This window comes from Zooshikella ganghwensis, from assembly GCF_018263875.1.
Taxonomy (GTDB): Bacteria; Pseudomonadota; Gammaproteobacteria; order Pseudomonadales; family Zooshikellaceae; genus Zooshikella; species Zooshikella ganghwensis.
This window is the reverse complement of sequence record NZ_JAEVHG010000034.1, coordinates 1-21,740: the sequence shown is the minus strand read 5'-3', so window position 1 is coordinate 21,740 and position 21,740 is coordinate 1. Positions and strand designations below refer to the sequence as shown.

30 protein-coding genes are annotated in these 21,740 nt (G+C 39.1%); 20 read left to right on the top strand and 10 right to left on the bottom strand.

Annotated features, from left to right (window positions below; translation table 11 throughout):
• Window positions 1-169: 169 nt before the first annotated feature.
• Together KHS79_RS24980 and KHS79_RS24975 are read left to right on the top strand one after the other, a co-directional pair.
• Window positions 170-553 carry a hypothetical protein gene (locus KHS79_RS24980; RefSeq protein WP_212722899.1) on the top strand — a complete coding sequence of 128 codons (384 nt, stop codon included), beginning with the start codon at window positions 170-172 and terminating at the stop codon, window positions 551-553.
• A gap of 31 nt (window positions 554-584) precedes the next feature.
• Complete coding sequence (locus KHS79_RS24975; protein WP_212722898.1) at window positions 585-740, top strand: hypothetical protein; 156 nt, start codon at window positions 585-587, stop codon at window positions 738-740.
• A 75-nt stretch (window positions 741-815) separates the two neighbouring features.
• On the opposite strand, the gene KHS79_RS24970 is transcribed toward KHS79_RS24975, so the two are convergent.
• From KHS79_RS24970 to KHS79_RS24960, 3 genes are read right to left on the bottom strand one after another with little or no spacing between them, the layout of a single operon-like run.
• On the bottom strand, window positions 816-1,310 hold the full coding sequence (locus KHS79_RS24970) for a hypothetical protein (protein ID WP_212722897.1): 495 nt from the start codon (window positions 1,308-1,310) through the stop codon (window positions 816-818).
• A complete protein-coding gene (locus tag KHS79_RS24965; protein ID WP_212722896.1) occupies window positions 1,307-4,099 on the bottom strand; it encodes an RHS repeat protein in 2,793 nt (930 codons plus the stop codon). Before KHS79_RS24965 ends, KHS79_RS24970 begins: the two co-directional genes overlap by 4 nt.
• 29 nt (window positions 4,100-4,128) lie before the next feature.
• Window positions 4,129-5,712 (bottom strand): RHS repeat protein, encoded by a 1,584-nt coding sequence (locus tag KHS79_RS24960; RefSeq protein WP_212722895.1) that lies wholly within the window; start codon window positions 5,710-5,712, stop codon window positions 4,129-4,131.
• 1,057 nt (window positions 5,713-6,769) lie between these two features.
• Here KHS79_RS24960 and KHS79_RS24955 point away from each other — a divergent pair.
• Together KHS79_RS24955 and KHS79_RS26315 are read left to right on the top strand one after the other, a co-directional pair.
• Complete coding sequence (locus KHS79_RS24955) at window positions 6,770-7,108, top strand: PEGA domain-containing protein (protein WP_212722894.1); 339 nt, start codon at window positions 6,770-6,772, stop codon at window positions 7,106-7,108.
• 132 nt (window positions 7,109-7,240) lie between these two features.
• On the top strand, window positions 7,241-7,813 hold the full coding sequence (locus KHS79_RS26315; RefSeq protein WP_212722893.1) for a tetratricopeptide repeat protein: 573 nt from the start codon (window positions 7,241-7,243) through the stop codon (window positions 7,811-7,813).
• Between the two features lie 39 nt (window positions 7,814-7,852).
• Here KHS79_RS26315 and KHS79_RS24945 read toward each other — a convergent pair whose 3' ends face one another.
• Window positions 7,853-8,125 carry a hypothetical protein gene (locus KHS79_RS24945; protein WP_212722892.1) on the bottom strand — a complete coding sequence of 91 codons (273 nt, stop codon included), beginning with the start codon at window positions 8,123-8,125 and terminating at the stop codon, window positions 7,853-7,855.
• A gap of 293 nt (window positions 8,126-8,418) precedes the next feature.
• Between KHS79_RS24945 and KHS79_RS24940 the strand changes: the two genes are divergently transcribed.
• Complete coding sequence (locus KHS79_RS24940; RefSeq protein WP_212722891.1) at window positions 8,419-8,637, top strand: hypothetical protein; 219 nt, start codon at window positions 8,419-8,421, stop codon at window positions 8,635-8,637.
• A gap of 105 nt (window positions 8,638-8,742) precedes the next feature.
• Here KHS79_RS24940 and KHS79_RS24935 read toward each other — a convergent pair whose 3' ends face one another.
• Window positions 8,743-9,126, bottom strand: coding sequence for a hypothetical protein (locus tag KHS79_RS24935; RefSeq protein ID WP_212722890.1), 384 nt, complete (start codon window positions 9,124-9,126; stop codon window positions 8,743-8,745).
• Window positions 9,127-9,205: 79 nt separating this feature from the next.
• Window positions 9,206-10,123: a signal peptidase I gene (gene lepB / locus KHS79_RS24930; RefSeq protein WP_212722889.1), complete on the bottom strand. Its 918-nt coding sequence runs from the start codon at window positions 10,121-10,123 to the stop codon at window positions 9,206-9,208.
• A gap of 177 nt (window positions 10,124-10,300) precedes the next feature.
• On the opposite strand from lepB, the gene KHS79_RS24925 reads away from it, so the two are divergent.
• The 15 genes from KHS79_RS24925 to KHS79_RS24855 all read left to right on the top strand — a co-directional run bounded on the left by KHS79_RS24925 (window position 10,301) and on the right by KHS79_RS24855 (window position 19,816).
• A complete protein-coding gene (locus KHS79_RS24925; RefSeq protein WP_212722888.1) occupies window positions 10,301-10,681 on the top strand; it encodes a hypothetical protein in 381 nt (126 codons plus the stop codon).
• A gap of 717 nt (window positions 10,682-11,398) precedes the next feature.
• The gene (locus KHS79_RS24920) at window positions 11,399-11,572 is read left to right on the top strand and encodes a hypothetical protein (RefSeq protein ID WP_212722887.1); all 174 of its coding nucleotides are present in this window, start codon (window positions 11,399-11,401) and stop codon (window positions 11,570-11,572) included.
• Window positions 11,573-11,765: 193 nt separating this feature from the next.
• On the top strand, window positions 11,766-12,338 hold the full coding sequence (locus tag KHS79_RS24915; protein ID WP_212722886.1) for a hypothetical protein: 573 nt from the start codon (window positions 11,766-11,768) through the stop codon (window positions 12,336-12,338).
• A gap of 24 nt (window positions 12,339-12,362) precedes the next feature.
• Entirely contained in the window at window positions 12,363-12,956 is a 594-nt protein-coding gene (locus KHS79_RS24910; RefSeq protein WP_212722885.1) for a hypothetical protein, read from the top strand.
• Between the two features lie 69 nt (window positions 12,957-13,025).
• Window positions 13,026-13,508 (top strand): hypothetical protein, encoded by a 483-nt coding sequence (locus tag KHS79_RS24905; RefSeq protein ID WP_212722884.1) that lies wholly within the window; start codon window positions 13,026-13,028, stop codon window positions 13,506-13,508.
• Window positions 13,509-13,562: 54 nt separating this feature from the next.
• On the top strand, window positions 13,563-13,919 hold the full coding sequence (locus KHS79_RS24900) for a hypothetical protein (RefSeq protein ID WP_212722883.1): 357 nt from the start codon (window positions 13,563-13,565) through the stop codon (window positions 13,917-13,919).
• Between the two features lie 112 nt (window positions 13,920-14,031).
• Window positions 14,032-14,217, top strand: coding sequence for a transposase (locus KHS79_RS24895; RefSeq protein WP_233468581.1), 186 nt, complete (start codon window positions 14,032-14,034; stop codon window positions 14,215-14,217).
• A gap of 234 nt (window positions 14,218-14,451) precedes the next feature.
• Complete coding sequence (locus tag KHS79_RS24890; RefSeq protein WP_212722882.1) at window positions 14,452-15,246, top strand: hypothetical protein; 795 nt, start codon at window positions 14,452-14,454, stop codon at window positions 15,244-15,246.
• A 104-nt stretch (window positions 15,247-15,350) separates the two neighbouring features.
• Window positions 15,351-15,776: a hypothetical protein gene (locus KHS79_RS24885; RefSeq protein ID WP_212722881.1), complete on the top strand. Its 426-nt coding sequence runs from the start codon at window positions 15,351-15,353 to the stop codon at window positions 15,774-15,776.
• 139 nt (window positions 15,777-15,915) lie between these two features.
• Entirely contained in the window at window positions 15,916-16,317 is a 402-nt protein-coding gene (locus KHS79_RS24880) for a hypothetical protein (RefSeq protein WP_212722880.1), read from the top strand.
• Between the two features lie 78 nt (window positions 16,318-16,395).
• Window positions 16,396-16,761 carry a cupin domain-containing protein gene (locus KHS79_RS24875; protein ID WP_212722879.1) on the top strand — a complete coding sequence of 122 codons (366 nt, stop codon included), beginning with the start codon at window positions 16,396-16,398 and terminating at the stop codon, window positions 16,759-16,761.
• An 80-nt stretch (window positions 16,762-16,841) separates the two neighbouring features.
• A complete protein-coding gene (locus KHS79_RS24870; protein ID WP_212722878.1) occupies window positions 16,842-17,207 on the top strand; it encodes a hypothetical protein in 366 nt (121 codons plus the stop codon).
• Between the two features lie 88 nt (window positions 17,208-17,295).
• Window positions 17,296-17,700, top strand: a complete 405-nt coding sequence (locus KHS79_RS24865) for a hypothetical protein (RefSeq protein ID WP_212722877.1) — start codon at window positions 17,296-17,298, stop codon at window positions 17,698-17,700.
• A 59-nt stretch (window positions 17,701-17,759) separates the two neighbouring features.
• The gene (locus tag KHS79_RS24860; protein ID WP_212722876.1) at window positions 17,760-18,170 is read left to right on the top strand and encodes a hypothetical protein; all 411 of its coding nucleotides are present in this window, start codon (window positions 17,760-17,762) and stop codon (window positions 18,168-18,170) included.
• Between the two features lie 818 nt (window positions 18,171-18,988).
• The gene (locus KHS79_RS24855) at window positions 18,989-19,816 is read left to right on the top strand and encodes an alpha/beta hydrolase (protein ID WP_212722875.1); all 828 of its coding nucleotides are present in this window, start codon (window positions 18,989-18,991) and stop codon (window positions 19,814-19,816) included.
• A 22-nt stretch (window positions 19,817-19,838) separates the two neighbouring features.
• On the opposite strand, the gene KHS79_RS24850 is transcribed toward KHS79_RS24855, so the two are convergent.
• The 4 genes from KHS79_RS24850 to KHS79_RS24835 form a co-directional block, all read right to left on the bottom strand.
• Window positions 19,839-20,975, bottom strand: coding sequence for a tyrosine-type recombinase/integrase (locus KHS79_RS24850; protein ID WP_212722874.1), 1,137 nt, complete (start codon window positions 20,973-20,975; stop codon window positions 19,839-19,841).
• A gap of 4 nt (window positions 20,976-20,979) precedes the next feature.
• The gene (locus KHS79_RS24845) at window positions 20,980-21,192 is read right to left on the bottom strand and encodes a helix-turn-helix domain-containing protein (protein ID WP_212722873.1); all 213 of its coding nucleotides are present in this window, start codon (window positions 21,190-21,192) and stop codon (window positions 20,980-20,982) included.
• A 25-nt stretch (window positions 21,193-21,217) separates the two neighbouring features.
• The gene (locus KHS79_RS24840) at window positions 21,218-21,520 is read right to left on the bottom strand and encodes a carbon storage regulator (RefSeq protein ID WP_212722872.1); all 303 of its coding nucleotides are present in this window, start codon (window positions 21,518-21,520) and stop codon (window positions 21,218-21,220) included.
• 12 nt (window positions 21,521-21,532) lie between these two features.
• On the bottom strand, window positions 21,533-21,740 hold a 208-nt coding region (locus KHS79_RS24835), incomplete at its 5' end, for a hypothetical protein (RefSeq protein ID WP_212722871.1).

The following is a 21,740-nucleotide window of genomic DNA, read 5'->3' as shown; positions in this document are numbered from 1 at the left end:
ACGACTTGGTTGACTGCTTCTTGTTTAAATTCGCCTGAGTAACGGATACCTTTACCCATGATTTACCTCTTATGGTTTAAGTTACATTTTTACCATAAAAAGTGTCTAAGGTTTTCAGGCCGTACCACAGGGTAAGACAACCAGCGGCGAGAAACTGGAAGCCATTCACTTGTCGGCTAAAGACATCACGAGTTATCGAGGCAGCTTGCCCGAACGTTCAGGTTATAAACGTGTCGTAGCGAAATACCACAACAGTAGTACAGGCCAAACTGAATCAATAACAGTAGGGCAGGGCGAACCTGCTCGAACCTTAAGTATGCAGTACCCCACACGGGAAGCGGCCCAAGCTGCAGTTAATGCAGCCATTAAAGGCGCTGAGCGCTCCAAATCGAGTTTGGAAATTACTTTACCGGGTGATCCAAAGTTGATGGCGGAGAGACCCATTAATATCACTGGTCTACGGGCTGGGTTGGATGGTCAATGGTTGATTAAAACGGCTAGGCACCGGATGAGTGGGGAGGGGTATGGGGTGTCGGTGAAGTTGGTGAAATGAAAGGCTCGTTCGTGAATTACTGGACCACCTGGTGTTTGCCGACCATGAGCGCGGCCCTGGGGAAGAACTCAAGCTGCAAATGGAAGCCCTGCTGGATTTTGATGAAGAAGATCAGAAAGCGGCTAGAATTGTATTGGAAGGTTTAATTCTAAGACATAACGCTAAAAAAACATTGTGGGGCAATTAAAATTATAATAAAAAAGCCTGCAGATGCAGGCTATCAAGTTAATCTTCATTGGGAGTTAATTAATAAGTTGCTTAATTACTCCTCTATATGTAAATGTTGATTGAATAACATTAATCCAAATTCCAGTAAATCTTTTATTAATAGAAGATCACTGCTGTTCCAACATGATTTAACAATGTCACCACTGTTAAATACATCAATTTCAAAAAACAGTTTTTCGTGTAAATCCCTTAATTCCTCTGATTTTTTACAGTAATCAGCCCAATATTTAGTATTATTTTCTCCAATATCATCAAATAAATCCCAGCAATCTAAAACCTCTCTAGAAAAATCAGTTTTGCCGTTATTTTTGATAAATTTATCAATCACATCAAAATTAAAAACCCCTAACTCATCTTCATGAAAAGGAAAAAGTTTGTTATCTGCTATAAACATTTTGCACTTTTCAAAGCTGGTAAATGCAATGTGATTACTGTGTTTTGACAGTATATAATCAACTGATGTACTGACATATATTAGGTAAAGAGTTTTAGCACCGTGTTTGCACAAAATTGGATAATATTCTTTCATATTGGGTTCTCAAAAGGATTTTCCCAAGGATCATATGTAGCGGGATCAAAGAGAGGACTTCCTGGAAAATTAAGCTCTTGAAGGCCAGAGCTTGGTGCTTCTGGTAAAGGGGTTCGCTCAAAATCTCTTGTTCCCCATTTTTTTATCTGACTATAAGGGGTATTAGGCCCTTTTTTATACCCGTCTGGAAATTTCTCGTCACATAAACGTTTTGCAAATGTTTCACCAGTGTCTTTGTTTAAAGGTCGTTGTCCTTTAGCCCACTCAGGAACATCATCAGATGGTCTATTTCCATGTCTATTCCTGACTGGCTTTCTTACTTGTGGTGTATTGCCCCAGTTTTCTTGCACATTTCTTGGTAGGTTTCTAACACGCGTTTGCTGATTTCTTGGTAACATTCTAATCCATCTAAAAAGACCTTTTGGGTCAACATATGAAACAGGATTTCCCTCAACATACGCGTAGGTATTTAACCCACCTTTTAGCCCAATCGGATCACTTTCGATGTAGCGTCCAGTACTAGGATCATAATCGCGGAAATAGTTGTAAAAGAGCCCACTCTCTGCATCGTAGTACTGACCTGGAAAGCGTAGCGCAATAAAACTCTTGCGGCCATCGCCATCGATGTCTTGGTCTACCTGACCGATGCCATAGGCATCACTGTACCATGCCCAGCTTAAGCTGCCTTCGGTATTGGTGGCACGGCGTGGCGTATTGAGGTGATCCGTATGGATATAGTTGACCTGTTGGCGTGCGATTTTACCATTGGCCTGGTAAACCTCTTCCACCATGGCCACTGGCATACTGCCTAACCACACATAGTGGCGGGTTAAGCGGTTACGGTTGCCATCATGTAAGGTTTCAGACAGTAACTGGCCAGCTAAGTCATAGGTAAAGAGTGTGTATTCTGTGTTTTTACCTTTATAGCGTGTTTTGACGACACGCTCGCCTAAGGCGTTATAGCTGTAGTTGGCCTTGAGCTGACCATTGACACTGATACCACTGAGACGACCACGTGCATCAAAGGTGGCCTGACGGCGCTGGCTGTCCAGGGTATTACCCATTGCATCCAGGCTCACCGTTTGGTTGTTTAGTTTGGCTAAGCGGTTGCTGTTGTCGTGATAGCTCAGGGTTTGTTTTTGGGTTTGGCTTTTACCTTGATCGTCGGCTTTAGTGGTCCAAACTCGCTGGGTACGGTTACCGACTTCATCAAATTGATACGTCTTCTTGCCAAAGTAACCACTTTCCAGGGCTAAGCGATCTAAGGCATCGTATTCAAATTTCTGATTCAGGCTGGCCTGTAAACCATCATCAATGCTGAGGATGTTACCGACCGCATCATAGCCATAACTCAGGCTTTGAATGCCCTGGACACTTTGACTGGTGAGCTGGAAATCCTGGTCATACTGGCGGTTCAGGGTTAAGCCATTACCCCAGGTTAGGGTTTGAACCGGACCAAAAGGCAGGTAGCTGATGTTTTGCGCAACATTGATTTCATCATCGCTGCCACTGCGGCTGAAGTTGATACCGGTGACCTGACCTAAGCTATTACGGGCATAGCTAACAGAGGCTCCGCTTGGGTAGGTGATGCCCGTGATATAACCTGCATGGCTGTACTGGTACAGGGTATTGTTGATGACTTCTTGACCGGCAACGTACATACCACGCATCACGCTGGTCAGGTTGCCTTGGGCATTGTAGTAATAGGCAATTAACCCAGCTTGGTCTTTGACGCTGGTTAAGCGACCTATACCGACGTTGCCATTATCAGTCTCGTCGTATTGGTAAGTAACATTCAGCTTGGGCTGACTAGGGTAAGTCCGTGCGGTTAAGCGGTTTAAAGCGTCATAGCGGTATTGAGTGACTTCACCACGGGCATCAGTTTTCTGGGTGATGTTACCCGCACTGTCATATTGGTAAGTGGTGACACCGGTATCGGTACTGATGCGTTTAACCAATTCACCAAAACCGTTGTATTCGTATTGGGTCACTGCGCCATTGGGGGCACTGACTTTGGCAAGATTACCTTGCGCGTCATAGTCTAGCTTGGTGACTTGGTTCAGGTCATCGGTTGAGGTAACTAAACGATTTAGTGCATCAAATCCATAGCTGGAACCATGGTTATTGGCATCCACAGCACCGGTCGCATTGCTGTTCACATCATACGACACTTTGCTGGTTTGACCGGCGGCACCGACGGAGCGAATGAGTCGGCCCAGCTCGTCAAACACCTGGCTTTGGGTTTGGACGAGCTCACCGGTAGCAGATTTGAGTAATTGCTGAGTACGGTTGCCCATGGCATCCAAGGTGTATTCAATACGTTCACCCTGGCTGTTACTGACGGCCGTTAAGCGTCCAGCATTGTCGTATTCATAACTTAAGCTGGCACCACTGGGTAAAGTGATATTCGTAACCTGGCCAATGGCATCGTAAGTATATTGCGTGGTGGCACCTGCCGTGCTGCTGGCCGTTAACCAGCCCCGAACGTTATACGTCAGTTCAGTAGTTACCCCATTGGCATCCACAACACGTTGCGGGCTACCGAGTTCAGTAAAGTTTTGTAGCTGGGTGGTATGACCTAATGCATTAGTGACGCTGGTTAAGTTACCCTGATCGTCATAACTGAATTGGGTAATATCGGATACATCGGTACGAGGCCCATCAATTTGGGTGACCTGTCCGAAGTTGTTATATTCATAACGCACATGGCGGGTATCGCTTGCCGTGGCACCCGAGGCCAGACCTGCCAGGATGGCAGTGGTTAACAGTGTTTGGCTTAATAACTTCATCGTACTTCCTGATCGCTCCGGGTAGGCCATTACTTCGAAGACACTTGGCGTTGTTGCACCAAGCGGCCTTGTTCGTCATAGGTGAATTCGGTGGTGATACCCTGTTGTGTCATCTTGGTGGGCAGACGGAAGGTGTCATGCCATTCAGTGGTGGTCACCTGCACTTGTGGCGTACCTTCTGCTACCACTTGACGAGTGACAAGACCACGGTCGTTGTATTGGTAAGCGGTGGTAACACCTTTCCAATCGGTTTTAGATTTCAACAGGCCATTATCGTAATAGGTGTAATCGCGGTTGGCGGCGGCACAACTTGCAGAAGCATGGCCTTCGACTTTAGTGACACGATTAACTCCTTCAATTTCGGAAAAATAATAGGTGGTTTTTTTACCTAGGGGATTGGTAACGGTTGTACTGTTGTCATCGTGGTATTCAAAGGTAACCTTTTCAGCACCATCTGTATGCTCACTTAAAATACCACGGCCTTGTGTATCATAATCCCAAGTGGCATAGCGCACGCCTTGCTCATTAGTAATGCCCGTGAGGTGGTAGGGGAAAGTAGCATTTTCATAGTGATATTGGCGTGTTGAGCCATCTACCAAAGTGAACTTAATTAAGCGTTGTTTGTCATCGTACTGGTATTGTAGTGTTTTAGAAGCATTAATTACTGCTTTTTCAACCAAGTCATCTTTTAATGTATAAACCAGTGTTTCTTTAAAGGGGTTTTTAATAGTGGTTGTATTGGTTGAATGGCTTAAAGTCCAACGCTGCCCTTGTAATGTTTTTATGGCAATTAAACGGCCTTCTTCATCAAATTGTTCTGTTCGATTATCAGAATAAATCACTTGCCAGCGTGCATTATTTTCATTAACCGCAGTTAATTTTGCAAAAACATCATTATCAGATTGCCATTGGTCAGAGGCATTTTTAGTGAAGCGGAAGGTCTTACCATCACTGTGCTCAAGTAAAAGGGTATTTTCATCGACTAAAATTAAATGTTGACGGTAGCTGAATGACCAATAGCCAAGATTACTATTATAAACACGAGTTAAATTAAATGGACCTGTAAAATCATTTTCGATTTGAACTTTGAGTCCATTAGCGATAGCAATAGGGTTTCCTGCTTTACATGTATTTCCTGATCCTGACTCTTTAGGAATAACCCTTACAGAAGAGCAAGAATTGTAACCTTTCTGATAGCCATCATTTTCGCATATTTTAGCCTGTGTCTTAAGGCTAACAGTAGCAGCCCATGCGCCTAAATAGCCTGTATTACAGCCACCTTTTCGACCTGTTGCTTGGACGGCTAGCGTAATTTTTTGGTTTCCATCGGACTCGATAGGAACAGGATAATAAGGTGTTGAAGCGCCGGCCCCTAAAAAGTTTGAGCTGCCAATTATCTTTGTTCCATCATCAATGTCAAAGCGAACATCACTACAGTGTTGTGGGGATGTAGTGACATTAATCTTATAGTTGTAAGCGCTATAGGCATAAAATGAAACATTTAGCTTAGGGTCACATGTTTGAGATTTTCCATTACATTTAACCACTACCAGCGCATAACTATTAAGAGAGACAATAGATAAAACTATTGTGCCGAAAATTTTTTTAAACATGTTTTTTAAAGTCCTATAAAGTACTTTATGAAAATAAATAAAATCTGGTTTGTTCTAATTTACGTAATTTAATTCTTCAAATTAGTATTATAAATTTTCTGAGTTCTAAGGGTAAAAGAGGAGAGCTATCGTTTATACCTTCTTGTGAATATGACATATGCTCCACCTAACTACGTCAAACCAAGCAAAAAGTGTGCTTTTGTTTATCAGGGTTGCGCGAATTTTAATCAGTTTGCAGTGTTTGTAAACATGACTTGGGTCAGAACATAAGGGTGCTGCAGTTCCGTTTATATAACTGCTAGCTATATGAGTTTTCAGGTAAGTGTCTAAGGTTATTTAGATGTTAGTGGTCATTAACTTTGTATGATAGCGGTTATTACGTAATCAGATGAGTGGTAGGTAACCTCCAAAGTCCAATAGCTTTTTTGTTAGCAATATTTACTAGTCTTTTTAATAATAAACTCAGCCAAAAAAATACTTAAATTAAAAGATTATTATATTGTTTTAACGACTTATATCTTTTTGTTAAAAAAATAAAATGTTGTTTTAGTAGACTTTAATGTTTGTATCTAATCCTGGTGTGAAATACATTTTGATACATGTGTGTTGTTGTTTATATGATGCTCATCAATTATAAATACTTCTTTAATGAATAAGATTAAAATGTCGCTTCTTACTACCCTGATATATCACCAAAAAAGTACATTCGTTTTGTTTGTTAATGTTGGGTCTTGGCAAAATAAGTTAATAGCTCTTACACTTTTGAAAATATCAGTAGATATGCAGTAACTGATGTTAAGTAGTGGTAAATTAGGAAAGCATTCATTATTTCATCTGAGTACTCAAAAAGATTTTTGTAATTAGCAGAGTGGTTTCCAAAAAAAACTTATAATCTTTTTTTGAGCCTTTATTTCTGTAATAGGTCATAAATTAATAACATTGTTCATGAGGGTATAATGGTTGGTGCGGCCGTATATGTCTTTATTGATAAGTGAAAATGTAATTTACTTTTTAAAAAAGTAATTGAGTTAACTTACTCTTCATAAAAGGAAATAGGATGAAAAAAACTATATCAACTATTTTGATTCTGATTTTTTTTGTCACTGGTTGTGCAAGTTATACAACAATCGATTCACACCCATCGAAGGCAAAGGTTTATGTTGATGGCAACTATGTAGGAGACACGCCTGTTGATTATGGTGATAAAAGTATTGCTGGCACAACTAAGAGTGTGACACTGAAGAAAGATGGGTACAAAGATAAGAATGTAAAAATAAGCAAGGAGGAAGCTCAGGTAGGACCTATCATTGGAGGCTTTTTTGTATTAGTCCCATTTTTATGGTCTCTGGGTTATCCGGATAACTATAATTTTGAAATGGAACCGCTAGAGCAGTAAAAATCTAGTAAGAGTATTTTATGAAACAAGGATGTTTGGTTATTAGGAATTAATTGTTGTTAATGTGTTTAAGCGTTTGTTTGTAAACGATAAAGTGCATTACTCCCACAAATTACTAGAGATAACTTAGTTGTGAATACTACATATGATGCTATGTTAGACAAGGCAAAAGCTGCCTATGAAAGTAATGATACTGAAACTGCCATTGCGTTATTCACATACTTAGCCCAAAAAGGTGTTGCTAAGGCATGCCAATATTTAGGTGTTATTTATAGTTATGGGGATGGTGTACTTAATACTGAGGCGCGAGGTAAAAAGTGGCAAAAAATGCTCATCGATATTCTTCAGAGGCGTGCTGATGACGGTGACATTGATGCGATGTATGAGTTAGCCAAGCACTATTTGCATGGTGAATTTGTTATTCGTAATGGTAACAAAGCAAAAAGCCTATTTTTTAATGCTGCAAACCGACATCATGCGGGTGCACAATTTCAATTAGCGATGCTTTATAAAGTAGGTACAAACTCTTGTCCTGCAGATCATGACCTTTATCGTTACTGGCTCATGAAAGCGGCATATAACCTTCAAGCTGAAGCTATGTACTATTATGGGTTAGAGCTGATGAGATCAAATAAAAAACAAGCGAGTGAATGGTTTATTCAAGAAGCGCGCATGAAAGGCTTTTGGCTAGCAGACTTTGTGTAGAGTAAGGCCACTTCAAATGAGATGGTCTTATTTATGACGTTACTTACGGTTGAGTTGATTTATGACTGATAACACGACGTTATAATCATCACCTGACAAACCTCTTGATGCTTTTAGTAGCTTATACTCTTTATCAGACAAAACAACAGGGCACTCTATACCTAGCACCTCATAGGCCTTCAAATAATCACAAAGCCTAATGTGTCCCGTGTTGAGATGACGATTAAACGTCGATCTGGGTAACTTAACCCTATCAGCTAGTTTACGTTGAGTAATCTGCTTACTGCGTAGCTCATCCTTTAAGCGAGCCATAATTCTATTTACTACGTCCATCAGTTGATTTTAATTTAAACAACAGTGATGGAAAAGTAGTCAATGTGTTGTATGACGTATTTTATGATTCATTTGTCGTACTTGTTCCAGAAAATGTTGTCCCAACTATGGGATGCCTACACCATTAATCACTCCTAATCGAACGTTTATCCCTAAAAATCCCATAGTTGGGATTGTGAACATTTCTGCTTAACGAGTCACGGTAGGGCAGGTAAGCTTGAACGGGTATGCCAATATAAGACTGGAGAGTTATGTACCAATAAGGAGTTTGTATGTCTTGTCACAAGGGATGTCACAACGTCATTAATTCTTTCACTGATACGATTGATTTTGCCCGTATCCATAACGCTTTAGATATCGTTGCAGATCATGGAGTGGATGTGTCCAAGGAGAGAGTGCAGTTGAAGAGTCTACAGCATGAATTGTTCAAGCTTCGCCAAATGAAACAGTTTGCTGTCAAATTCTCAACAACATTATTAAGTCATTACTAAGTTTATAGATAAAATATAATATAACTCAGTAGCTACTATGCCCACAAATGTGGGCTTTATTTATATTCTGCGCTACTACTTCATATAAAGAGTAAAATTGATTAATCAGAGGTTAAATTTTACAAACGTAATAACAACAATACAGCTTACATAGATCAATCCGATTAACGCTAAACCATTTACATTATTTACCAATACAAGCGCTCGTTTGGTCTTATCAGTGCCTGTTCGTTCAAGAACACGCCGTTGTTGACGGGCGATAACGAATCCTGGAATAAAGCAAGCAATAGTTAGAATGATTGCGACGATTATCCCTAAATATGCAGTTGCTAAGTATAGTATTAGTGGAGCAGTTGGAAATAACCAAACTAACACAATTAAGTGCTTGTGTAGATTATAGGCTTCAAATATTTTTGACTCTTGAAATAATCCTCTCGTAATCCGTGCAGCCATTACAAAGAAGAAAATTATTGCAGCTATGTCAAACATGATAACCCTGTAAATAATTCATTGTTTACCACTGGTAAACGTTTACTGATGTTGATTTTTAGTGATTACCAGCTTGTAGTTACCAGATATAAATTACTTTACCAATAATATTTGCCTGTGAAATAGCTTTCCAAATTCGACTATCTTTGGACATTTCTCTGTTGTCACCCATCATGAAATAATGTCCTTGAGGAACGGTCCATTCACCTTCTAAGCGAGATACTACTCCAAATTGTCTATCCATTTTTTTGATGTGGTAAGGTTGCCCAGCAAATGATTCCTCATAAATTTTATAATTGCCAAACCGAGGGTCGTTGAGGCTAGAAATTAGCTTTTCTTGGATGAGTTTGCCATTGATATAAAGTCGAGTGTCTTCGTACTTAATCGTATCTCCAGGAAGCCCAACGACGCGTCGAACATAGACATCATTTTTGACTGAGTCGTGAAAAGCTAACACGTCTCCACGCTTGATTACTTGAGATAAATCCTTTCCTGTACTGAATTTGACTCCATATGTTCCATAGTTGCCATATGGCTTTTTGGATATGACGATCAAATCTCCAATAGTGATGGTTGGGGCCATAGAGTTGGAAGGAACTGAAAATGGTTCGTAAAAAAATGATCTGATTATTACTAAAGGAGTAAGAATTATGGCCAATATACCAATTAACCCTGCTGGCTTTGCATACCAGGGTTTTGGTCTTGGTTTAGTGTCTTGAGCCAATAAGAAAGCATGTATTACAGCTGCCACAACAAATAGTAGAACAAAGGGGATGTTAAGCAGTGAGGAGTCGGGTGCTATAAACTTGTGCTTAATGTAGTCAAATGTTGAAATGAGTATTCCACAAACTAAATAAATAATGCCAACACCAGGCCTACCTGCATAAAAAAATCCTAAAGGTAGGGAAAACAACGCCAGCATACTGGCTATAAGTGAGTTTGGTTTCCAGCCAGATGAAACTTTTTGTTCTGTTGAGATATTCTGATCTTGGGTCATTGATATATGTTCTTAACTATCTTTTCAAAAGTAAAAGTTTACAATTGAATGACCAGTGTGACCACAAATTCATCTCAATATAAAATCACGACTAAAGTGATCGCTCAATATGAGTAAGAGGGGTAAGTTGGATGATTATTGACCATATATTCATGGTTACGATTTGAGTGAGGAAGTATGTGGAGCCATTTATATTACTATTTTGAGATAAAGGCTGATGCTGAATACAGCAAATGTGTCAATACGTTAGAGCTAGTTGCATTCATGGAAAGTGAATTACTGCTTGAACGTAAGGGTGAAAAGGGATTTGGAGTGTCTGATACAAATATGTGGGCAGAAATAGTTATTGATAAGACTATAGATGGGTCTTTCAGTGGAGAAGGACCATGTCCTGAGTCAATCAACTTGATAAGTGTGGTTGGGTCAAAATCGAGGGGTAAGCGCACTGACTATATAAAACTGTTTTCAAGAGTAGCTGAAAAGCTCGATTGGGTTCTTGTTGAAGAGGAAGATGATGACGGAAATGAAGACGTCATTTTATGGCCGTTAGTGATTTAAGTTGTTCTTTATTAGTTAATGCTTATACATGATATGTCTTATAATTTGTTACCTGAAAACCCTGTGCAAAACCTCCGCTGCAGCCCTTGACTTCTGTGACTACAAAAGGGAAATTTTTCCGATTTTTCCACCCCAAAATAACCCCTGTTTTCCAATAAAATCAATAGGTTAAGTAGAGTTGCGCGCCAAAATGGGGTTGTGGGGGTCGGAGGTTCGAATCCTCTCACTCCGACCATTTTTAAGCCTGTAATTCAATGAGTTACGGGCTTTTTGCTTTTGATAGTCATTCTCGTTTAAGTAAACTTTAAGTATATTTTAAGTATATAGAACGCGAATTTTCCCTTCTTTTTACACGTCAGTTGTTGTCTTTATATTTTGAACTGATCGGTCATTTAAGTTTACTATTCTGTCGTGTGTCATCTTTCTCAAGGTAATGTTCAATCTTCTGTTTCCTAATGTTGTCTGTTTAATGACCAGTAACAAGCTGTCCAATTGACAGGAAGGTTTGTACTCAAGTGTGGGTCTTAACATGACTGTAATGATTGGGTGGTGTTGCTGTATCTCTATTAGCCTTGAGTCAGAGCGTGCTGTGTTAGTAACAACGTCCACTTCGCTACCAATCTTGAAGTTGTGTTGCTACTTGGGAAAGCTTGACAAGCAGGAGTGTCAAAGATGAGTTCATTTCAAATGGCCATGAAACAGTATGGCCTCTGACAAATGGCAAGACTTGAAGTAGTAAAGAGGTATGAAAAGCCATGGTGGAGTATGACAGAACTAGTAGATGCTTCCGTCAATATCCTGAAACAAATCAAAAATAAAAAATTATCAATATATAAAGTACTTGCTGGTATTAGAGGATATTTTAAAAAAATATGGTTTATCGTGAATTAAATTATTGGTTTTAGGTATTTTTTGTAGGAATCAATTATATGTTATAAAAGTTGTAATAATATTTAATTTGATTTCTGAAGGATTACTAAGCTTATTTATATCTGATGTCTGTAGGGATGTAACAAAGTGACGTAATGTATTATGTCATAATAACGTTCATTAATTGTTAGGCGGGTAAAGGTAATAGCAATAAATGCAATTGGAAACAATTCCTCAATTATATGATTCACCGATTACATGGGATTATCTTGAATGTAAAGCATCTATGGGCTCATATAAAGCTACCGACAAATTATTAAGCTTGTTGGAGTTTTGCTCTTGTGTAGTTCTAGGAAGAAACTCATTTGAGGAGTTAAGCGTTGATGAGCTAAAGCAAAGACTTATTCATGAATATGAAAAAATCAGTATCTCAGATAATTTAACAAGAAATCCTATAAAAATGGCCTTTCGGTGGGCTTGGCCACCGATTGTTGGCACGAGAATAGACTATGAAAGTGAAGAGCTTGTTCTCGCTGTTAAGGCCTTAATGAGTATATTGGGCGCTCAAGATCCTCGTGAAATCATAAAAGTTATTGTGGAATCATATTTGGAAGACGAAGATGAGCCTCAAAACTGTGCCATTTACATAGGTGAGGATATAAAACAGTTAGGGTTGGGCAGAAGGCTTATTGAAGAGGCTTTAGATGGGCAATCAAACCAGTTTGTTGAGCTTGTCATGACGGGTTACGATAGGGCAGAAATGCGCCGAACAAAAGGTTCAAATTGACGCCAGGTGGCACAGCTTACCCAAATGTTCTGCAGGTTTACAATGAAGCTAGAAACCCAAATCGAAAAGTTAGCTCAAGTCGGTATACACTTGAATGAAGGAATCTCTGTTGAAGATTTTCTTACATCATTCGATCGGAATGATTATGAGGAAAGCCCATTTGGCTTGATTCTCTTCGTCTATGGCATCGAGGTGGAAGAAGCTCCTTGGGGAAGGTTTTTCTGTGACAGAGCTTGGAACTTCGACACAGAATGCATAGCTAGCAATGGAGACTATGTCAGTATCGTTCAGAACTTTCATCGGATTACAGGTCGAGCTAAAAACCTATCAGATGTTTCAGACCAAATTGATATAGAAGGTGGCAAGGCATGCCTTCAGTACAAGGTCGATGGAGAGCAAAAGTTTTATGATATCAAGGTCGATGATGATTGGGCTGATCCAGAGACAGTTTCCTCCATTATGGAAGATCTAAAAGTAGAGGGTTTTGAATTTTACCCAAAAGACAACGGGCAGGCATCAATCTGGTTCTACTTGACTCCTAATGAGGCTAAGCAGCTAAATGCGATAGCAGGAAATGTCTTCAATCTTGAGTCAAAGCCATGGTGGAAAATATGGTAATGCAGAACAATAACATTAAGGCGGATGATAAAAAAACGCCGCCTCTTATACATTATGCAGTGTGAATTTATGAGATTTAACCCATTCTTATATAATGATCACGGTAATATGGTAGAGCTGTATGTTGGTGGCTGTGAAACTGTAGATGCGATTAGACTTTTTGATAATAACGAGTCGTTTTCTGTAGATTGTTTAGGAGCAACTTTATACAAGGACTTCGGGTGGGCTACTGAATCAGATATACCAATTATTAAAACTGTTGGAGAGTTTGTAAACTTTCTAGAAACTGAGGGTGATATTGAAATAATTGAATTCGAAGCTCAAATTGGTGATATTGCGAAAATATCAACTCATGATGATGGAGAATGTAACTTTCGGTTTGGTTCAAAAAAAGAATGTATTTCAAAGCTAAAATACCTATTACCTAAGCAATACACTGATATGTTCATAAATAAATTAATGAATAACCAAGGTGTTTATTTAGAGCTTTTGCAGGATGGTAGGGTTTTGCAATATAATAACTTTGATGAATATACAGATAAAATTACATAACAAAAGTGTCTGCTTGACGCTTATTGGCGCACGCCAGTAAGGCGTTAAATTAAAATGAATAAGTGCCTTTATTTTCAGTCAGCGGCGTTCAGTTCAAATCCCGAGTTTGCGGCCTGGCTTGTTAGTGAACTCGAAAAGAGTGGTTATGTAATAGAAAAAGTAGCAGATGAAGGCTACATGTGTGTAATATCAGCGGCTAAAGAAAAGAATAAAATTAGCTTTTTCCTTGGTAAAAGTAATGAGCCAACAAAACCGCCAACTTGGCAAGTATGGCCAGAAGCAAAAACTGCTCTTATTTCACGAATATTGGGAAAGAACAGCAGTCATGTTGTAGAAGTGGCTAAAGCAAACTTACACGCAATTATTAGCTCTAAGACAGGAGTAAGTAACATTGAGTGGTCAAATATTTAACAAGTTCTTCAAGTCACTCGTTACATTCGTTGGGATGCTCTGCAGCGTCATGAATGTTATGTCCTAGGAAAGCCCCAGAAGAAGTTGAGAATAAAGCAAAAGGGAGAAAACTTTGGCACCTCATAGGCTGGTATGGCTCAAACCGACGCCAACGGACAGGATGATGCGACGCGTTGATAGCCTGTTAGGTAAACAAATTTATGCTCATCGGATGACCACTGTTGAACCGGTATTTGGCAATATTGCTAGCAATAAAGGGCTGAATCGGTTTTCGTTACGAGGTGAAAAGAAGGTATAAGGACAATTGAAGTTGTTTAGTACATAATATCGAAAAGTTGATCAATTATGGAGCCATTACTTAACCATAAAACTAGCTACAATATAGCCTTGTTATTTATGCAAAATGCAGTAGGTATTGAGTGAATTGGGTTAAATGGTAGGTTATAAAAAAGTAAATACAGATTGTAGTCAAGCTAATGTTCATTATTGTTTTTCTACAACCTCGTTATGTTGAGGGCGAATTGGGATATTTATGAAGTATTTTAAATTTTGGGCTAAAGATCGATTTATAATAAAAATTGCAGATCGCCAAGAGGAAATCTCTGTTCTCGCAGGATCAAATACATCAGTAGAGGATGCGCGCAGAGAGGCTCAAAATAAAGCGAAAAGGATTGAAGCAAGAATTGAGGCTGGTGAGTCTAAAGACTCTTATCAAGTTGCAATAAAAGAGCATGTGATCGAAATATTTGACGAAAAAAATATTGTAACTGTATGCAGATATGGGGCAAAGGTACTAAATACCTCGATGTATACAATTTTGGATTTAGATGACTATCCTGTCAGTTTTTTAGATCGCTTTAGACCTATCAGCAAACTCTCCAAGAAGGATCGTATCGTTGCGAAGTTTGAACAAAATATAAAAAAGGCTTCGGTATTGGGTACGGACTTTAGGATTTATGAGACACAAAAAGGAATTAGAGTTATAGGAAAGACATATATAGACCCGTCTTCACCAGGCTATACCAAATTGATGAGGAGGTTGGGAGTCGATTGGTTGTATATAGAACTATCCAGGAAACAAAATTGTTATCGGGCAAGGCTTACACCTAAGCCTTATCTTATGAAGCACCATACTATCAAAATAAAAAGCCCAATAGACTGCACTACACAAGATTATCAAGCATGGGATAAATCATATGCACGTGAGTCGCAAAAATTCAGTGTCGTTAGGTTAATTAAGACGCTGGGTTCTGATTTTTCGCAAGAGCAAATAATAAAAAAACATGATATCGCATGTAACTTACATAAAAATAAAAAATTAGCCTAATTAGTGCTTCAAATTGACGTCTGTCAGCGCACGTCATTAAGGAGTTAGATGGTCTGAGACACAAGTTTGAGCGGATAGATCAAAGACTTAAAAGGAACTGCATTATGGATCTTATTTTTGAACCATTCGTTGGGTTAGGACCACTAAAAATTGGTATGTCAAAGTCGGAAGTAGAATCACTGCAGGTAGAGATTAGTGGCATTGGAGATTGCAATTATCAAGATGGAAAACTTAGCGCGTTTACGATCTATCCAGCAGATGTTGAACATCTAATCATTGCTGGCGAAGATGTTTTAAAAATGGATAAGCTTTCGGCCGCTCTTCACTTTGCTAACCAGAGTACTGACTATGGGCAAGCCCAGGGTGGATCGCTCTACTTCATGGATCTAGGATGCGCTATTCTACAGTTTGAATCACCTTCACGTGAATTTCTATTTTTTGCTCGAGGGTACCACTCTGGAGAGCCACTGAGGGAAATGACACCTTATTCCATCGAGTCCTACTACGAAGATAACACATGGGAAGAATAAGAGGTATTTGGTAAGGGGTGGCAACTATCTAACAAGTTGTAGTACGCTGTTTATTCCTGGCATTGGACTCAAAACTCACTGATGTTCGTTTTTCGCCCGTGTAAAAAAATGTTATGTGGATTGGTGATATGGTAATTTTATGAGCTGTGTTGAAACTACGATTTTCGATCTGAAAGAGAAGCTAAAATTTACGATTGAGTACTATCAACCAGCTTGGATGTTTGCAGATGAGGTTATAGTTGAATTAAGTAAATATAGTGTTTCTGATTATGATCTAGCTACAATATTTACCAAGGCAGAGATAGATAACTATATTCTTGATCCTTGTAAAAAATATCTAATTGCTTATGAGGTTGGTGGAGATGTTGAAAGCTTTATCAAGCTAAATAGTACACCAACAAAAATGACTAATTCCTCGAGTTTAATACCCATTTGCGTAAAAATATTTAAGCTATGGCAAGAGCGGGGATGGATAAAAATCACTAAAACATACAATCCGAATTTAGATTTATCAATTGAGTCTTTAATAGGTTACTCATAGTGGTATATTCACTTAACAAATTGTTCAACGTGACGTCTGGCGGCACACCTTACCAAGGTGTTATACATGAGGGTAAGTATGAGTAAAATAAATATTAGTGAAAAATTTGGTTTGTTTTCAGAAGAGTGGACACCTAAAATAATAGCTCAAACAAATGGTCAATTGGTAAAAATAGCCAAAGGAAGTGGTGAGCTTGTTTGGCATCAACATGAGAATGAAGATGAATTATTTATTGTATTCAAAGGTCATCTCACGTTACAGCTCCGAGACCAAATTATCGAACTTTCGCCTGGTGAAATGTATATTGTTCCGAAGGGCGTGGAACATTGCCCGTCTGCAACTCCAGATACACATTTCATGATGATTGAACCAGCGAGTACTAAGCATACGGGGAAATTAGAATCTGATATTACAGTATCTACCGAAGATCAAGAGTGGATTTAGTGCATAACAAAAACAGGCAATCGGATGCGCTAATGCTCGCACGTTGCTGCTGCCGTTAGTTAGCAATGAAGGAGTAATCCATGATTCAAAATGACAAGGATTTTATTGATTGGCTTGATGGACAGTTGAATGAGAAAATACCAGATGAAATAACTGCCTTTAATATCAATATATATGAGTCTCCGTTTAATATTGAAATAGTTGGCTCCAGCAAATTTGATCCAGAAGATGAAGATTGGGCATGTAATGAAAACTGGATTCCCCGAAATCGTAAAATGTCAGTATCAAGTTCATTATTTGGAGATTCATGGGAAGAAGCACAAGAAAACATTATTGCTATGGCTAAGAAGTATCTCCAATCAAATTCCAAAAATGTAAATAAACTCAAAGCTGCAAAAGCATTTGCTATAGGCTTCGTTGACGGTAATTTAAGCTATGTACAGTAAGCAACTAACAGGCAAGCATCGCCCTGCGGGCTGGACGCGTTAGCGCAGTTCCTTGTCTTGATCATTTTGTTAATCAGGTTTTGGAGTAATGAAAATAATATTTTTAGTATTTTCCTTAGCTTTAGTCTCATGTTCTGAAGTGGAAGAAAGACAGGATTGGGCTTTTGTCCAATCAGTTGGTGGTATAATCATTGGCGGTCAAGATAAGAACCCCAACTGGCTTATTTTACGAGGTGATGTTTCTGGATTGCATGAGTTTACAGTTAAGCCTACCCAAATAAACTCTGCCTTAGCTTTAAAGTCAGTACATGTATATACAGGTGATGGCGTACTTAATTTATATATCACTACTACTCTAATTTCCAAAACGTATGATTCAACGAAAATCGAAGGTGTGGATATTTCTTCTGTCAAGGCAGGTCAATACATTGTCCAATACCTAAATAAAGATGGTAGCGTGGAGCGGATTGGTAATGTCACAATACACAGGTAAACATAGCAAGTGCTCGGCCACGGCTACGCTTTTGACTGCCGTTTAACAAGGTATTATAAATGATGGTTAAGAATTTTTGGTTACTAATTGTCTTTCTGCTATTTAGTGTCAGTGCTATGGCACATAAAGACAGGATAATTGAGCTTGATGAAAGTGGCCACTTAAATGGATTGCCAGATAAGTATTTGCCAGCCAGTTTTGATATTAATACATGGTCTTTAACTATTGCGGGTAATAGCTTTTCTTTTCCAGAGTGTATTAGAATTGCTTTCTCGGAAGTAAGTAAAGACCAATTATTTTTTACTAGCTCTTGGTATCATATCAGGATTCATGAAATACCTGCTTATCTTAATATTGAAGTAAAACCTAAAAAGTTTTCGGTTCTTATTGCACTAGATACGGCTAAGCCTTTCAATAGGAAATACGAAAACTTAACTGAGGGTGAAATTTGTGAGCTGCTCAAGAAGTAATCATCTAACAATCATAGTCAAAATGTAGCAAAAAACACGAGCTTACTATGGGTGGTACTCGTAGTTAATTATGAGCAAAAATATTAGAAAAATACTGTAAGAGAGATTGAGTACTGTTGGCGTGTTAGGTCCAAAAACGTAAATCTTGCTCACCTAGGAACTTGGTACTGTGGGTAATATCGCATAACAATCTGGTTAAGTTCACTATTTGTGTGTGACATATAAACTCGCAGTTTTGTTAAATATCACTGGTAATTTAATGATGAGTACCATTTACGAAAAGAAATGTATTGATTGCTCTTGTGGTTATGAGTGCAGCTTATGTGGTGACACCTTATGTAAAACATGTGCTGTAGAATTAGATGGTGAGGGTTTATGTAGGCCTTGTTCTGTTTCTGCTAGGAATGAAGAGCGCTTAGTTTCTTATTTTGTAGGCTGGCACAAGCCTTAAAATATTGGAAACGTTATTCTAGTTAATGAGCCAAAAGTTGAGCAGCACAAATACCAAAAAAACACTACATTCGCTATTGTCGAATTTGAAGGTAAAGACTGTATGGGATCAATCACCTATCGTTCTAATGCCCAATGTGATGTTAATGTAATATGTATCTCAACTGGCGAAGTATTTATCAATGAATATTGTATTCTAGTTTCAGAAATGGAGTTAAACCATTTCCTACGATCATTATATGGTAGAGTTTGACATCAAAATAATTGCTGCTTGATAGCTTGATGGTTAACACTCCATCAAAGGTTCAAAGTGAAGCCTGGCGGTACAGGTTACCCAATTATTGAGATTCTTTTGAAGTAAGATGGTAATGAGAAACATAGCAATCATTTTTGTCTTTGCGATATTCGTTTTATGTGCTTTGGTCTTCGGAATAGGCTTTTTTTTGGCTAAACCTGTAAATCAGGTAGTACATATGCCAAGAGGCTTTGATTCCGTTGTTTATAAAGGTACACATGGCTCATTATTAAAAGCAGGAACAAATGAGGTCTGTGCACTTCTTATGCACGGTGTGAGATCTAATAGATCCAGTATGGTAGACAGGTCATTATTTCTTCGTGAACATTCAATCACATCACTGTTGATTGATTTACAAGCACATGGTGAAACACCTGGTGATATGATTACTTTTGGCATAAGAGAGTCTCAAGATGCGACTAATGGTGTTGAGTACCTTAGGCAGGTTGAAAAGTGTAATAAAATTGTGGCCATTGGGCAGTCGCTTGGTGGTGCATCAGCTTTACTAGGGAATGGACCAATAAACGTTGATGCCTTTATTTTAGAATCAGTGTATCCAACGATTGAAGAGGCTGTTGAAAATAGAATTGAAATTCGACTGGGCAAAGTAGGAAGATTACTGGCTCCTCTTTTGTATTGGCAAATCCCCCTAAGAATTGATAGCACTCTGTCGGAGTTGAGACCAATCGATGTTTTGCCAAATGTTAAAGTACCTGTATTCATAATTAGTGGCACCAATGACAAGCATACTAAACCTGAAGAGGCTAAGCGAATGTATGAAGTCGTACGCGTTAAAAAGCAGTTGTGGTTAGTTGATGGTGCCTCACATGAAGACATTTTTGCTTTTGATACGGTAAATTATAAAAATAAAGTGTTGAGTTTCATAAAAGATTCTTTGTGATATCCACTTAATTTTCCAGCTGCTACATATCAGGCTTCATTTTTAACAATTGAATGGGTAAATCCGCATTACACTCCGTCCACCGGTTTTCATGCCCATCTAGATAGACATTGGTCATTTTTTCCGATGTATGACCCATTAACTTGCGAATATATGACTTTTCAAAACCTTGTTGCTCATACAGGTAACCACCCAACGAACGGATCTCATGAAAGGTCGGCCTTTCGGAAGGGTCAATGCCATTAAACAGGCTGGTCATATCCCGCGTTTTGGTAAACGCTCGGCTTAAAAAATCCCGTCTTACCGCTGTATGATGATGGTTGCGCTTAGTCTGATTGATACGAGATAGTGATTCACGATGTACAACATGTGGGCTATGAATACCCGACTGTTTCGCTCGATCAATAATGGTGTTTAGAAGCGGATTTAAAGTAATAGCAAGATAGGCCGATTCACCATGCTTCTCGGTTTTCTCCTGAATGACGAACATCTTGCCATCGTGAATGTCTTCAAACTTCAACTTACAGACATCGCCGGCTCGTTGCAGGGTAATGAGGCTTAAATCCATGGCATTACGTAGCCAAGGCTCTGCATGGGCATAAATGGCATGATACTGCTTTAGTGTAAGACGGCGCCGTTTCTTTTGTACTTGCTTGTTTAGGGTTACTTCAGCAGGGTTGTTATCCATCAATCCTTTGGTGATGGCAAACCGGCACAACTGGACCAGAATCGAACGATGTTGACGATAACTGTCGCCAGTAAAATTCAGGTCTAAATAATCCGCGATAAACTGCACCGTGAGCTCATCCAGCGCTCGTCCGCCAATATCGCGTTCAACACGCCCTAAGCGGTAAAGCGTATTATCACGGGAACGTGCTTTTAAATTTCTTAAGGGTAAATATTCCTCTTTAAAGCGTTCAATTAAAAAGGCCAGGTTGGTGCGATGGTCATCCACGACTCGTTCCACCAGGAAGTTATGTTCAGCAAGACGACTATTTAACAACCGCGCAGCGGTTTGTGCTTTTGCGCGATCACTACCCATCGGGAAGTACTTTCCTGTGCGAGGATGCCGATAGCGGTAATACTTATTATTGGCACCATAGGTGTATAAGTTAGGTTCCAACCCTTTATTTTTATGTGAACGTTTACGAGGAGTCATGTCTTTAACCCATTAATACGCGATCAACTAATGCATTACCTGTGGTGTGGTTTCTTTCAGCATTCACATCGATATACCATAAGCCCCCGACTTTAGTGGCAGGAAGGCGGCCATTACGGCATAAACGTTGTACGGTTAAACGACTGGGTGCCCCGGCAATAAAGCGGTGCTTAATCCACTCATCCACCGAAATTAAATTGGGTTTTGGTGCGTTCATCTTGTTCCCCTTATTTATTGAATAATTAAGCGGCCATTCTTTTCTGACGATTTCTTAAATACACTTTTTCCCGCAAAATAATGATATTGTCAGGCGCATCAAAACCAATACGAATTTGGTGACGACTATTTCTTTCCAGAAGAAAAAGAGTTAAGGGTATGGTTTCAAGCGTGAGTTTATCGCCAATACTGAGCCACTGGTTATAATCGAGCTGAGGACCTTTAATCGTAATTCGCGCGTTATGTTGGTAGTCTTTTTCTGCGAAGGTCAGAATCGTATGCTCGTTGATAAACGCTCTTTCTGAACGGCGAAAGGTTAAAATTAACATGCTCAAGTCTCCTCAGTGGACAGTATTCACGGCTTTGACAGGTACGCCTTGCAGGGTAAAGGGTGGTTTATGGTGGCACTGGGCCATATCATTTTTTAATGCTTGATATTCATCCGGATGAACAGTAATACACGGTGGTCGTCGCTTTTTCGCGAGCTGGTAATAGTGAATATATTGTTGTGCGCGATGAATGGTTTTCGCGGATTTTTTCGATAAAAAA